Below are 14,706 nucleotides of genomic sequence, written 5' to 3'. Positions count from 1 at the left end.
GAGTGAAAAATATGGCACAACTCGACTTACCTCTTTTAGGGATCACCGCATGGAGTGGAACCGGTAAAACCACACTACTCAAGCAACTTATCCCACAATTACGTAAAAAAGAAATTCGTGTAGGAATGATAAAACACACTCATCACGATATGGATGTTGATAAACCTGGAAAAGACAGCTATGAACTCAGAAAAGCAGGTGCCGACCAGACATTAGTTGCAAGCCAACAACGCTGGGCATTAATGACTGAAACACCCGAATTACCTGAATTGGATCTTTATTATCTTGCCTCTCGCTTTGATGCCAGCAAATTAGATTTGATTTTAGTGGAGGGCTTTAAAGGTGAAACTATTCCTAAAATTGCCCTTTATCGCCATATTAACGAGCGTAATTTTAATGAGTTACTGGATGAACATGTAATTGCTGTCGCCAGTGATTGCAATTTGAATATTGATTTTCCACTATTAGATATCAATAACCCAGAAGCTATCGCACAATTTATTGCAGATTGGCTGAAACGCATTAATCATAAAGCGCCATAAAAGGCGCTCTATTTTTCAGTGAGTATCTATAACAACTCATTGGCTACTCATTAAAAATAATAGCCTGATAAGGTTGAAGAATAAGATGCCCTTGCACATCTTCAACTATTGGACTGTTATGCAGATAAATTTGTTTCGCTTTAAGCGTCAGTGATTTTTCATCTCCACTAAAATTACAGTAAATATTGACTGATTTATTTTGATAAGTACGCTTAAAGGCAATTACATTTTCAGGCGAGAATAAAGGTGAAAACTCACCATAAATTAAAATATCGCTGATTTCTGAATGGCGTCTTAATGCAATTAATTGTTGGTAATAGGCAAAAAGAGAGTGCTTATCTTCAGTCTCTTGCTCTGCATTAATCTGCGTATAATTAGGATTAACTTTTAACCATGGTTTGCCTGTACTAAAACCCCCATTAATATCACTATTCCACTGAAAAGGCGTTCTTGAATTATCACGACTGCGTTCATTAAAATATTCAATAATTTGCTTATCGCTATAACCTAATTTCTTGCCCCACTCGTGTAATTTAAACACATGTAAATCATCATGCTCTTCCAATGTCATCGGGCAATTTGTCATACCGATTTCTTGCCCTTGATAAATAAAAGGCGTGCCCCGTTGCGTTAATAAAAACGTTGCTAACATTTTGGCACTAATGGGGGTAATCGCACCTTTAGGGAGAAATTTATTTAATGAACGAGGCTGATCGTGATTTTCTAAATAAGGTGCTCCCCATCCTACTCTTTGAGTATCTAATTGGCTTTTGATAAATACAGGTTTTAATCTTTCACCTGTAATGGGATTAATTGTAAATGGCTTTTCATTGCGGATATCTAAATCGGCAATGCTAAAATCAAACACCATGGAGAAATAACCATTTTCGCCGACATAGGCTCGTAAATCTTTTTCTGGCACATCAATTTCTGCAACCGTCATACTGTTCGCAGGCTTAAAAGTATTCTCAACTAATTCAGTTAAAAACTTATCAATTCCTGGTTGATTCAGAACCCAAGGCACTAAAGAAGCGGAACCATCATCTTTATCAGGTTCAAATTGATATTCAGATAATGCTTCAGGGGATTTTTTTAAATTACCAATCGCATCAATACGAAATCCAGCAACACCTTTTTTGATCCAGACATTTATCATATCGATAATATCTTTACGTAATTGTGGATTTTCCCAATTTAAGTCCGGCTGCTCTGGGCCAAATGAATTAAAATACCATCGGTCAGTATTTCCTACGCGGCTCCAAACAGAGCAATCGAAATAAGTACGTAAATTATTAGGTGGAGTCGGTTTATCCCATTGTTTAAAAATATAATAATCCGCATAAGGGCTATTAGGATCTTCGATTGCTGCTTTAAACCAAGGGTGTTCATCTGAAGAGTGATTTAATACTAAATCTAATAGAATTTTAATATCACGTTTTTTAGCTTCATTGATCAGTTTATCCAATACCTTATTATCACCAAAAATAGGATCAACAACAGAATAATCAGCAATATCATAACCGTTGTCTTTCATAGGTGATTTAAAAATAGGACATAACCAAATAACATTAGTGCCTAGTGATTGAATATAATCTAATTTTTCTGTGATCCCTGCTAAATCCCCAATACCATCACCATTACTATCGTAATAACTTTTAGGATAAATTTGATAGACCACTGCTTCTTTCCACCAATTATTAGACATATTCACCTCACCAAGGTAATCACTATATATGGAACTGTTCCATATTTAATATAAGATACTATAGGCACTAAAATAGCGGATAAGGTAATTAACATACTAAAATGTGAAATAGCTCATACTAAAAAAACACAATTACCTCATTAAAGAGGATTTTGTCTTAATCAGATTAAGATATATTAGACAATCAACTAATTGAAAGGAGCAACAGCATATTCAATGGCCGGGATCCGTGATGTCGCAAAAAAAGCTAATGTCGCCGCAAGCACTGTTTCAAGAGCGCTAAATAACAGTGGCTATGTTTCTCAAACGGCACGAGAAAAAATAAAAAAAGCGGTAGAGGAATTAGATTATATTCCCGATACCTGGCTAAGAAATTTATATCAACAAAAGAGTGCTGTTGTTGGCGTCATTATTAATAGCCTTGAGTATCCTTATTTTGCAACAGTAACTCGTTTTATTGAAAATAAACTCGCCGAGAAGGGCTATAGCATGATGTTATGCGCAACACAAAATAGCAAAGTACGCGAACGTATATTTTTTGATATGCTCAAACGAGGTCAGATTGACGGTATTATTGCAGAGTATCTACTATTGGATGACAGAGAATATCAGCACATTCAAAAACCAGTAGTAACACTTGACCGTCATCTTCTTGATATTCCATTGGTTTGTTCTGATCACCATACTGGTGGTCGATTAGCCGCAGAACACCTTATTCAAAAAAGTTGCAAAAAAATCCTCTACATCGAAGATAATTCCAGCTATTTATCTTCCACACCCTCTTATCAAAGTTGTGTAGCGTTTAAAGACACATTACTTCAAGCCGGTATTACGCCTATTCCTGCAAAAGTAAATTGGAAAGAAGAAGAGAAAGATTACTTCCATACATTTGCGACAAAAATACTGACACAACATCCCAATATTGATGCTATCTTTGCTGCTGATATTCCCGCGATGGCATTATTTAATGAAGCAACCAGACGAAATATTGCCATCCCAGAGCAATTGAAAATCGTTGCTTACGACGGAAGCCCTTGGCTAAATCAAACGCTGCGCCAATTAACCTGTATTGAACAGCCCTTTGAACAACTGGCTGAAAAAAGTGTAGAAGTAATTAGTGCATTAATTGAAAATAAAGAAATAACAGATAACGTCTCTGTTATTCCAGTGAAGTTTATTCAAGGTGAAAGTAGTTAGGACTTATATTATGAAGCCAATTATTCTCTTATTGCCTCTAAGTTAGAGAGGCAATAAAAATGTTATTGATTTAACTCTTGTAGTAATTTTGTATTGAGATACAGTTTTTCACGACCAACACTCATTTCTTCCAATACACCAATTTCAACTAATTGCTTGAGATATACTGATGCAGTTTGCCGTTTAGCTATCCCCTGTTGAACAAGATTATCAATTCGGCAATAGGGTTGTGTAAAAAGGACTTGAACTAGCTCATGAGTATATATTTTAGGAAGGTTTTCACGCACATAGTCCATTGTTTCTTCCATTAATTGACGTATAGATAATATTTTATTAGTTGTCCATTGAGATGTGTTTTCAACAGCCTTTAACATAAATAATATCCAAGATCCCCAATCTCCTTCTTCTGTCACTTTACGTAAAAGCATGTAGTAATCATCTCGCTTTTCCAAGATAAAGCGAGATAAATAAAGAATAGGTAATGTCAGTAATCCGCTTTGAATTAAATACAAAATATTGAGTATTCGACTCGTTCTGCCATTCCCATCAGGGAATGGATGAATACATTCAAACTGATAATGTGCAATAGCCATTTTTACTAATGGGTCTAGATCATCTTCATTGTGTATAAAACGCTCCCAATTTGACAGCAAATTACGAATAGCTTCTTCACCCTCTGGTGGCGTATACACTACATGCTTATTCTGATCACGTAATACGGTACCTGGGGTTTTTCTTACATCAGTTTGTATTGCGCGTAATTTGGTGCAGATTGCTATCGCCGTGTTAGTGCAGAGTGGATAAGTTTCAAGATGAGTATAACCATCATAAAGAGCAGTGCGATAACGAAGCGCTTCTTTAGTTGCAGGATCAGCACGGGCTTGATAGTCAATATACTGAAAAAGCTGATCACTGGTTGTTACAATATTTTCGATTCGTGAAGAGTCTTTTGCTTCCAATATTGAAAGGATATTTATCAATAATTCCTGATCAGGAATTAACTCCCCCGCAGTTTTCAACTCAGCAATTGCCGAACGCGCATTGATGCACGCTTTTAATATTTCTCGCGTTTCAATGAGTTCCAGATCTGGAGGTAAGAGTGGGAGATCGTTATAGGGTATTTTAGGAGACCAGCTCATATGTTTATAAAAACCAATTTTATCGATATATCACCATAACATATCGATACCATAAAAAATGCCAAAGAAAGTTTCCCCTCTTTAGCATTTTATTTGATTATGTTTTACGTCGAAATAGAGTAAAAACTATCGTTCTTATTTTGCAGGACGAACAGCGATAACTTCAATTTCTACACGCCATGCAGGATTCGCCAGTTTATAAACTTGGAACGCTGAGCGTGCTGGCAGTTGATCAGTCTTTGAAGCATCATAGAACTTAGAGTAGCCGTTCATGAAACCTTTAAAGTCCATAGTGCCATTATTTTCTTCACCACCAACTAAGAATACTTGCATCTTAACAACGTCTTTCATATCAAGACCAAGATTATTCAAGTTAGTTTTGATTTGCTCTAAAACATTAATGGTTTGTTCTTCTGTATTACCATAAGAAGCTAATTCACCTTCTGGTGCATTTGCTGATTTCTTAGTAGGGACTTTACCACTTAAGAAAACCAGATTGTTGCCTGCATTAATTTCAACTGCTTCTGAAATAGGCATGCCGTCTAATTTATGATGCACAACATTCTCCGCTGCATTTGCGCTTGCTACACCAAAAATAAAAGGTAGGGCAACAAGTAAACTTTTATAGCGCATGAAAACTCCTTAATATGTTTAATTTACAGTAAAACAAGGGGTTATTACTTCTTAAAGCGATCCATACTAAATGGTGTTGGATCAATAACGGGTTTCTTACCTGTTACGATATCAGCAGTCACTTCACCTGCTGCTGGACCTTCAGTCATACCCCATACAGTCGCAGTATTGATAACCAGACCTGGGTATTCTTTGACCTCAGAAATAATCGGTAACTCATCAAAGGTTGGACTCACAACTGCTCCCCAACGTTCAACAACTTGTGATTTTTCAAATACTGGGAATTCCGTTTTCATTCTTTGGAAGACCGCATCTAAGTGCTCAGTATTTTGTGTTGCTGTTGCAATACGATATTGTTCGAACGGTGTTTTTTCATCTAATTTCCAAGAGGTTGCCATCTTGAATGAATTAAATAAGTCTTCACCGATAGAAAATTCTAATGGTAGCTCACCGCCACCAAGCAGGTGCATAAATTTAGGCCCTAACAAGAAGCTATCTTTGACGATAGAGCTTGTGAAAATACGTGGAGCAACCGCATAAGTTCCATCAGCTTGTTCGCGGAAGTGAATACCATTTGGTAAATGCACATTACCACGAGGTGCGCCAGGTACACCAGATACACGTTGTTGTGATAAGTAAACATTCAGCGTTGGAATATCAATGCCCATGTTCCCCATAAATAAACGTGACCAAATACCACCAGCAAGAACAACATGAGATGTTCTAATTGCACCTTTTTCTGTTACAACATCAGAAATTTTACCACCAGCAGTTTCAATGCCTCTTACCGCACAATTGGTGTAGATTTTCACGCCAATTTGCTTAGCGTAACGCGCTAATGCTGGTGTTCCTGTTTCTGGATCAACAGAGCCTGAATCTTCTTCAAATGCGGCAACAGTCCATGGTGTTTGTGCGCCAACAAGGCGGTTTGATAACTCTTCACCTTTAATAATGCGAGTATTTAATGGTGTATCAAATCCGGCAGATCCTTTTGCTGTTTTGATCCATGCTTGGGCTTTATCAAACGCTTTTTCATCAGCAAGTGCTTCTACGCGGCCTTGTGTACGATAACTGGTGTCTGCACCAATTTTCTCATTCATGCCACGCCATAAGATTTTCCCGTAATGATGTAATGGGAAAATTTCTGGTGATGTTTGATAACTAATAATTTGGCTGTATGCTCGGCCTGATTGTTCACCACCAATCTCACCTTTTTCTAAAATAGTGACACTCATGCCACGTTCTGCAAGGTTGATAGCGGTCATGATACCTTGAATACCACCACCAATAATAACAGCATCAGACTCTTTAGGTAGAGCACCTTCGGTACCTTCAACAAACGATGCTCTTGACTTAGCTTCAACGAATTTGCCATCACGGCGAACCATTGGAACTAGCGCAGCACCACCGGCTAAAACACCCGCAGCACCAACACCTAAAAGCAGCTTTCTCCTTGAAATTTTCATCTTCTACCTCAGTAATGGATTTACCATTTATATTTATAATGTTATTCGTTTATTTCTTTAAAGTTGAATAATACCATAGTTCATTATAATGTTAATAATTATAATTATTTGTTAATCATTTACTAGAATAATAATATCCATAGATACAATATGGTTACTTTAATCGTTTTTTCTCATAGAAACTCATCATTTATTGAATTGCCCACAAAAGAAAAACACTCTTATTTATTGATAAATAAGAAAATTCACATTAATAGAATAAATTATTAACAGAAAATATAATTGTTTAAATAATTAACATTTTGATACAAATGATGAAGATACTCTGTAAATTACTGTTTACAAAACAAGCTAAAGCACCGCACGATTACATAAATAAAAGAGTCAATAATGACTATGTAGTCACTTTTCTTACAAAATGGATAATTTCACTTAATGTCGGGTTTATTCATCAATATGTAGATGAATATGCTGTTGTGGAAATGTAGGTGACTAAATACAAAATAAGATGGGATAAGAAAGAGATTGAATAAGCTTTGAAGGAAAAAAATATTTGATACAGAAAAACCACAATAAAAAAGCTAGAGCGTAAACTCTAGCCTTTTATCTCGCTAAATTGAAATCAGCACTCTTGTTGCTTATCTCATGGTGACAAATTCTTCAGCCGCAGTTGGATGAATTGCCACAGTATCATCAAAGTCTTTTTTCGTTGCACCCATTTTTAATGCAACAGCAAAACCTTGTAGCATCTCATCCATACCAAAACCAATGCCATGAATACCCACAATTTTTTCATCTGCACCAACACAAACGAGTTTCATACGACAAGGTTGGCGGTGACGAGTGACGGCACTATACATTGCAGTGAAAGAGGATTTATACACTTTCACTTGATCAGTACCGTATTGCTCAATAGCTTGAGGTTCTGTTAAACCAACAGTACCAATAGCTGGATGGCTAAAGACAACTGTAGGGATATTCGAATAATCTAAGTGCTCATTAGGTTTATTGTTAAATAAACGCTCTGATAGGCGACGGCCTGCAGCAACTGCAACTGGGGTTAATTCAACCGCACCAGTATTATCACCCACAGCATAAATTCCCTTTACATTGGTATTTTGGAATTTATCGACTTTGATATAACCTTTTTCATTTAACTCAACGCCCGTTACTGCCAGATTTAGGTTATCAGTTGCAGGCTCGCGACCAATTGCCCAAATTAAAGTATCGACGGTCTGTTCTGTGCCGTTTTCCAGTTGTAGCGTTAAACTACCATCTGAGTTTCTGATCACAGCTTTAGGGATCGCGTGAGTATGTAGCTTAGGTCCTTCGCTCTCCATCACTTCAAGCAGAGTTTCAACAATTAATGGATCGAAATTGCGCAGTGGAGCATGTTTGCGTACAAATAAATGTGTTTCACTTCCTAAAGCATTTAACACACCAGCAAGTTCTACTGCAATATAACCAGCACCAACGACAGCAACACGTTTTGGTAATGCTTTTAGCTCAAAGAAACCATCAGAATTAATGCCATATTCGGCGCCTGGAATATTAGGTTGAACAGGACGACCGCCTGTTGCAATCAGAATATTATCGGCAGTAATTTTCTCCCCGTTGACTTCAATCGTATTAGCATCAACAAAACGAGCAAATCCTTGGATAACATCAACTTTATTATTACCTAATACACGGTCATAAGACTGATGAATACGGTCAATATAAGCAGAACGGCTACTAATTAGCGTATCCCAATCAAAACGGTTAACCGTCGTATCAAAACCATAATCAGGGCCATATTGATGAATAGCTTCGGCAATTTGCGCTGCATGCCACATCACTTTTTTAGGTACACAGCCCACATTAACACAAGTGCCACCTAATGCTTTCGCTTCAATTAATGCACATTTTTGGCCATACATTGCAGCTCTATTAATTGATGCGATACCGCCACTACCGCCACCAATGGCGATATAATCGTAATGTTTGCTCGTCATTTCTCTGATCCATTTATCTGTAGAAAAATAGGTAACTCACAGGCTAAGTCTTTCATGTCATAAAGTCTATTATGACAAAGTTTAATACATAGCACGTCAGATTTTAGCTTTTACAGTAATAGGCAAAAACAATAATAAGGATGCTTATTCTGGTACAACCCATTCAACTGATGTATGACCAATACCTTCAGGAACTAATATTTTATGTAACCAAGGTAATATTGATTTCATTTGTGACTCTAGCTTCCAAGGTGGGTTAATCACAATCATACCTGATGCTGTCATACCTAATTGATCACTATCAGGTTTTACTGCTAACTCAATTTGTAAAATTTTACGAATACCCGTTGCTTCAAGCTCTTTTAGCATACGTTTAATTTGCTGGCGATGAACCACTGGATACCAAATCGCATATGTTCCCGTTGCAAAGCGTTTATGACCTTCCACAACACCTTTCACTACAGCAGAATAATCCTGTTTAAGCTCATAAGGAGGATCAATTAATGCGAATCCACGACGACTTGCGGGTGGTAATTTAGATTTCAATTGGCCAAAACCATCTTCTCGAGAAACTCTAACTCGCGGATCACGAGAAAATTCTGTGCGTAATAGAGGGTAATCTGTTGGGTGTAATTCTGTTAATACTAAGGAATCTTGTTCTCTTAATAGTTTTCCTGCTAATAAAGGAGAACCTGGGTAATAACGCAGTTCACCATTTGAGTTTAATTCTCCAACGGCTTCAAGGTAAGGTAAAATAAGCTCTGGCACTTCATCTTGTTGCCATAAGCGTGCAATCCCTTCTAGATATTCGCCAGTGCGAGTTGCATGAGCATTGGTTAATTGATAACGTCCAGCGCCAGCATGAGTATCAAGATAAAGAAACGGTTTTTCTTTCTCTTTTAAAGACTCAATGATGAGTGTTTGAACAATATGTTTTAAAACATCGGCGTGGTTGCCAGCATGAAAACTATGGCGATAGCTCAGCATTCTTTATCTTCCGTTAGAAATAAGTATAGCTTAGTAGTGAATTTACTCTGAAAGCTTGATTAAGTTCAGTGTATCAGAAAAAGCTGAACTTCTTCATTGAAAGCGAAAGAAACGTTGTGTCTTAGCATTCAGTCGTTATGATAATCCTATATTTCACTTAAGATTAAATAGGATGTTAAAATGAAAAAAATACTCTTTACCGCAATTGCATTAACACTGTCCGTTAGCAGTGCGTATGCCAACACCTCAATCAATGGTTGCGAAATTAAAAAACAAAATATCCAAAAACAAATAGAATATGCGAAAGCACACGGTAATCAATACCGCCTACAAGGCTTAGAACGAGCATTACAAAATGTTGAGCGCTATTGCACACCCGAAAAAGTGGTTGAAAACACACGCCTTGAATTACGTGAAAAACAACTTGATATCAAAGAGCGTGAACTTGAATTAAAAGAAGCTCAACTTAAAGGTGATACAGATAAAATCGCCAAACAAGAAAGAAAACTGGCTGAAGAAAAAGCAGAATTAAAAGCCATTGAAGATGAATTAAATCTACTGACAAAATAATTGTCATCATAAATGAATGCCTACTCCTTATTTGCCTATGAAATAAAGAATAGAACAATACGCGAGTAGCCATTTTCTAATTAAACTCAACCAATTCAGAATTACTGTATTGGTTTTGTATTCTTAATTAAGTGCAAGGTGATCACGCCTTTTAATAGTTCATCATCTACACTTAAACCAGAACAAACAATTACATCATCTAAATCAGAGGCTAATTACAATAAGCATAAGGTATGTAATAGAAATTAAGCTATGCTATTTTTGAGTAGAAACTATAGTAATACCACTAATTTATTAAAAATGGACTGATCTAATTAAAGAGGATATATGTCAGAAGAGCAGCAACAAAAAACAGCAGATGAAAAAACTCAACTGACTCAGCCACTGAAAAAAGGGCTGGAAAAAGGATTACATGGTGGAAAAAAAGCCATCGGTATTGGGATAAAAATAAGTAATTTCATTACCAATATTCCTTTTATTGCACACCTTATTCGTGCCGCAGAACGCTTCACTGATAGAATGGGAAATCAGTTTGGGGCTGCTATCACTTATTTCTCATTTTTATCATTAATCCCTGTATTAATGCTTTCCTTTGCCTGTGCCGGTTTTATTTTAGCCTCAAATCCCGATTTACTCGCTAAATTAATTACTGGTGTAGCAAATAGTATCGACGATCCAACGTTAGCAGCAACCGTTCAACAAAGTATTGATACCGCTGTTCGTCAACGTACAACTGTCGGTTTAACGGGTTTAGCAATTGCTCTTTATTCTGGTGTTAATTGGGTTGGTAACTTACGTCAGGCCATTTTAGCGCAATCACGACTCGTTTGGGAAAGAAATAAAGAAGAGCAAGAAAAAATCTATTTCCGTTATTTCCGTGATTTCTTAGCGCTGATTGGCTTACTCTTTGCATTAATTGTCACTATAACACTCACTTCTGTTGCGGGATCAGCCCAAAGAATGATTGTTCATACTTTAGGATTAGATGGCATTGAATGGTTAACACCAGCATGGACAACCATCGGCCTAACAATCTCCATTACTGCAAACTATTTACTATTCTTGTGGATATTATGGATTTTGCCTCGCCATCAACCTAAACGTGTTTCTCTTATGAAAGGCACGCTTATCGCCGCTATTGGCTTTGAAATTTTAAAATCCGTAATGACATGGATGCTACCAAGAATAGCGAGCTCACCTTCAGGTGCCGCATTTGGTTCGGTAATAGGCTTAATGGCTTTCTTCTACTTTTTTGCTCGATTAACGCTCTTTTGTGCCGCATGGATCGCCACTGATGGCCCGAATATGCGTAAAGAACAGCTGACTAAAACGCAATCAATATCTTAATTTTATGATAAAACTACAATGGTTAATCCCCTGCATTAACCGCCTATCAATAACGTAATAAGGAAAAAAAATGCCATACGTTAATATTAAAATCACACGCGAAGGTGCAACTGCTGAACAAAAAGAACAACTTATTGCGGGTGCGACACAACTCTTGGTTGATATCTTAGGCAAAAACCCAGCGACCACCGTTGTTGTGATCGATGAAGTAGAAACAGATAACTGGGGAATAGGCGGTAAAACCGTAACAGAATTACGAGCTGCGACAAAAAATAAATAATGAATAATTGCAAAATAAATAAGGGTGCCAAGTACACCCTTTTTGCTGATTTATTTTCCTGATAGATAAGGACGTAACTATGGTTCAATCAATGACTGATGCTTTTCATGCCTTACCCTCAGCGAGCGCTATTTATATTACAGGTGCCGGCATTCAATACCCTTTTGGTATGGCACATGGATTTGCCGATGAAAGTACCCAGAAAAAATTAACTGTAGATACTCCTTTTCGGATCGCAAGCAATACAAAAACCTTTCTTGCAGCCGCTTTTTTACGTTTATGGGAACAAGATGCCTTGTCTCTTGATGATAAGATAACAAAATATCTAAGTCCCCATTATCAACAAACATTATCAGAACTTGGGTATGATCTTAACACTATCACATTGCGCCATTTATTAAGCCATAGTAGTGGATTATTTGATCACGCTAATGAAGCTTACCTTGAAAAGGTTATAAATAATCCCACCCATCAGTGGACTCGAGAAGAACAGATAGCGCATTATACTCACCAAGGATTTCCCATCATCCCTGCTGGAAAACGCTTTATTTATTCAGATACTGGATACATTTTATTAGGAGATATTCTTTCTCAATTTATGAGAAAAAATATGGCTACAGCAGTTCGTGAATTATTACATTTTCAAGACTTAGATTTACCGCAAACATGGTGGGAAGGTCTGGAGCCACAACCCATATCCAAGAAAATTCGCGCTAGACAATTTGCCGATGAACATGAAGGTACTCACATTGATGCCTCAATGGATACTTTTGGTGGTGGAGGTCTTGTGATGACAACGCTTGAATTAGCTAAATTCACAGCAGATCTCTTTGAAGATAGAGTGTATACACATCCATCCACCTTAAAAGAAATGAAATGGCAAGGCTCACATACTGGTGCTGCAAATTATCGTTTAGGATTGATGGCTGAAGAGACGCGTTTAGGTACTCTTTATTATCATCTAGGGTATTGGGGTTCTATAGCTTGTTATTTGCCAGAAAAACAGATTGCTATCGCAGGCTTTACAACTCAAAGAAATAACCGTGAAGCATTAACTGATATAATTAAAGAAGCGTTTAAACGCCTTTAATATTAAAAAAGCAAAAAGCCAAAAATGTATTAATAACACTTTTGGCTTTTTTAATTTTATAAACCGTTAGTTTTTTATATCAGCCCAGCGACTTATTTTATGGCTATTTCTTTGCTGGAGTTGTCACTGTAGGTGCTTCCACTGTTTTATTTGGCGCCGTATTGGCAGGCACTGAAACAGGTGTATTTACCACTTCTGGATGAACTTGCTTTTCAAATTGAATACGTAATTCACCTAAATTTACGGTAGGTGTTTCACCACTTTGCGTTAATACAAAAGTAATATCTTCAGACAATACTCTTGAAAGCTCCTGATTTAAGGTTTCTTTAGTTAAACCAGCTAAAAATGCTTGGCGTAAACGTTGATATTGCTCAGGAGGAATATCAATAATATTACTTTGTTGTGATAACAAACGCTGATTAATTAAAATAGCCGTACTTGTTTTTGCATAACGGGCAAAAAGCTGTGTTAACTGAAGCTGTTTCTCTTGTTGAAGCTCTTTATATAACTCATCGCTAATGCCTTGATTACGCAAATGACCTAATTCTTCACCCACCCATGATGCTAACGCTGGAATATTAGCCGTCGCGGTATCAACATTCAAAGAACAACTGGCGCGCTGATATTGTACTCTGCAATCAATGTTAACTTGCGTGCTGTCATTTTCTTTACGTTGTTCGAGGCTACGACCTAAATGAACAAAGATCACTTCGCGTGCTAAATCGCTTAGCCAATATTTATTTAACGTATCAGAGTCTTTTACTGGCGACCAATCTAGATCCCAAATTAAAGAAATTTGATCTTTAGATCGCATGGGCTCTTGTACATATAATGTTTCAGGCTTCATATCTGCCAACATCGGTACTGGAACAGGGGTAACTCGTTTTCCAGATAGAGATGAAAAGGCCTGATTAATACTTTCGGTCAATACTCGATTATCAACATTGCCAGCAATATAAAGCGTCATCATATCAGGGGTATACCAGCGCTGTTGATAATCTGATAATTCTTTTGTATTAACTGACTGATTAACTGGTTTACCAGGGTTGTGGCCTTTTAGATTAGAGCCTTCAAGACGTGAACGCCAAATAGGATCTTCAATATTAAGTGGGAATGTGACGACAGGAAGTGGTGACTGAACAGCATTACGAACTGCATTTTCAGTATATTGCGCAGGTTTAGCAATTCCCGCAAGCAATGCAAAAGCATCTTTTAATAGTTCAGGTTGGTTATTTGGCAGACTTAGATTATAAACCGTAAAATCATATGAAACGATCATTGGCGGTAACGGATAATCTGGATCTAACGCATTTTTCCATAAGTTATCGCGCTTCTCTGGTGTCAGACCTGTATTTTCCAATACATTGAGTTTAGACACTAAGGATGAAAAACCCGTTTCACTGCTTTTCTCTGATAAAGAACCTGTATTCACTAATAAACGAATTTGTATTCTATCATTAGGGCGTTGCGGTGTTTGTAAGATTTGCCACTGAAAACCATTTGCTAGTCGCCCTTCTTGCCAAGCAGGATCAGGCTGTAAAGCTTCGGCCTGAACTTGGCAAACAACAGCGCCAAACATAACGCTTCCCAATAAAATTCGTGTCATTACACCCTGCATGTGAACCTCTGTTTTATTAATCCTTGGTATTAAACCACTTATGAGGTTTAACAATAAGCGCCAAAAGACATGTTAGATGTTTGATGTCTATTTTTTGTATTATCATTCTTTGTCACCACAGAAACATGAAATGAAATC

Annotated in this window: 13 protein-coding genes; 6 read left to right on the top strand and 7 right to left on the bottom strand. The window is 37.2% G+C overall.

Going from position 1 to position 14,706, the window contains the following annotated elements:
* Positions 1–11 precede the first annotated feature (11 nt).
* Positions 12–542, top strand: coding sequence for a molybdopterin-guanine dinucleotide biosynthesis protein MobB (gene mobB, locus ABN080_RS15280; RefSeq protein ID WP_196554363.1), 531 nt, complete (start codon positions 12–14; stop codon positions 540–542).
* A 43-nt stretch (positions 543–585) separates the two neighbouring features.
* On the opposite strand, the gene ABN080_RS15275 is transcribed toward mobB, so the two are convergent.
* Entirely contained in the window at positions 586–2,247 is a 1,662-nt protein-coding gene (locus ABN080_RS15275; protein ID WP_197269797.1) for an alpha-glucosidase, read from the bottom strand.
* 216 nt (positions 2,248–2,463) lie between these two features.
* Here ABN080_RS15275 and ABN080_RS15270 point away from each other — a divergent pair, with 216 nt between their 5' ends.
* On the top strand, positions 2,464–3,444 hold the full coding sequence (locus ABN080_RS15270) for a LacI family DNA-binding transcriptional regulator (RefSeq protein WP_164526821.1): 981 nt from the start codon (positions 2,464–2,466) through the stop codon (positions 3,442–3,444).
* 62 nt (positions 3,445–3,506) lie between these two features.
* On the opposite strand, the gene fic is transcribed toward ABN080_RS15270, so the two are convergent.
* The 5 genes from fic to ABN080_RS15245 all read right to left on the bottom strand — a co-directional run bounded on the left by fic (position 3,507) and on the right by ABN080_RS15245 (position 9,663).
* A complete protein-coding gene (gene fic, locus ABN080_RS15265; RefSeq protein ID WP_349441443.1) occupies positions 3,507–4,583 on the bottom strand; it encodes a protein adenylyltransferase Fic in 1,077 nt (358 codons plus the stop codon).
* A gap of 135 nt (positions 4,584–4,718) precedes the next feature.
* Positions 4,719–5,216, bottom strand: a complete 498-nt coding sequence (locus tag ABN080_RS15260; RefSeq protein ID WP_072068788.1) for a RidA family protein — start codon at positions 5,214–5,216, stop codon at positions 4,719–4,721.
* Between the two features lie 44 nt (positions 5,217–5,260).
* Positions 5,261–6,682: an NAD(P)/FAD-dependent oxidoreductase gene (locus ABN080_RS15255; RefSeq protein WP_349441442.1), complete on the bottom strand. Its 1,422-nt coding sequence runs from the start codon at positions 6,680–6,682 to the stop codon at positions 5,261–5,263.
* A gap of 638 nt (positions 6,683–7,320) precedes the next feature.
* Positions 7,321–8,676, bottom strand: a complete 1,356-nt coding sequence (gorA, locus tag ABN080_RS15250) for a glutathione-disulfide reductase (RefSeq protein WP_349441439.1) — start codon at positions 8,674–8,676, stop codon at positions 7,321–7,323.
* Positions 8,677–8,820: 144 nt separating this feature from the next.
* Positions 8,821–9,663: a 23S rRNA (adenine(2030)-N(6))-methyltransferase RlmJ gene (locus tag ABN080_RS15245; RefSeq protein WP_072068799.1), complete on the bottom strand. Its 843-nt coding sequence runs from the start codon at positions 9,661–9,663 to the stop codon at positions 8,821–8,823.
* Between the two features lie 180 nt (positions 9,664–9,843).
* Between ABN080_RS15245 and ABN080_RS15240 the strand changes: the two genes are divergently transcribed.
* The 4 genes from ABN080_RS15240 to ABN080_RS15225 all read left to right on the top strand — a co-directional run bounded on the left by ABN080_RS15240 (position 9,844) and on the right by ABN080_RS15225 (position 12,950).
* A complete protein-coding gene (locus ABN080_RS15240; RefSeq protein ID WP_164526823.1) occupies positions 9,844–10,233 on the top strand; it encodes a DUF1090 domain-containing protein in 390 nt (129 codons plus the stop codon).
* A 327-nt stretch (positions 10,234–10,560) separates the two neighbouring features.
* The gene (gene yhjD / locus ABN080_RS15235) at positions 10,561–11,580 is read left to right on the top strand and encodes an inner membrane protein YhjD (protein WP_196554368.1); all 1,020 of its coding nucleotides are present in this window, start codon (positions 10,561–10,563) and stop codon (positions 11,578–11,580) included.
* A 70-nt stretch (positions 11,581–11,650) separates the two neighbouring features.
* On the top strand, positions 11,651–11,860 hold the full coding sequence (locus ABN080_RS15230) for a 2-hydroxymuconate tautomerase family protein (RefSeq protein ID WP_196554369.1): 210 nt from the start codon (positions 11,651–11,653) through the stop codon (positions 11,858–11,860).
* Between the two features lie 79 nt (positions 11,861–11,939).
* Positions 11,940–12,950, top strand: coding sequence for a serine hydrolase domain-containing protein (locus ABN080_RS15225; RefSeq protein WP_349441438.1), 1,011 nt, complete (start codon positions 11,940–11,942; stop codon positions 12,948–12,950).
* A 103-nt stretch (positions 12,951–13,053) separates the two neighbouring features.
* Here ABN080_RS15225 and ABN080_RS15220 read toward each other — a convergent pair whose 3' ends face one another.
* On the bottom strand, positions 13,054–14,568 hold the full coding sequence (locus ABN080_RS15220; RefSeq protein ID WP_340894211.1) for an insulinase family protein: 1,515 nt from the start codon (positions 14,566–14,568) through the stop codon (positions 13,054–13,056).
* Positions 14,569–14,706 lie beyond the last annotated feature (138 nt).

The organism is Proteus sp. fly-1089, from assembly GCF_040138965.1.
In the GTDB taxonomy this organism is placed as follows: Bacteria; Pseudomonadota; Gammaproteobacteria; order Enterobacterales; family Enterobacteriaceae; genus Proteus; species Proteus vulgaris_B.
The sequence above is the reverse complement of the archived record's forward strand: the minus strand, read 5'-3'. Positions and strand labels throughout refer to the sequence as shown.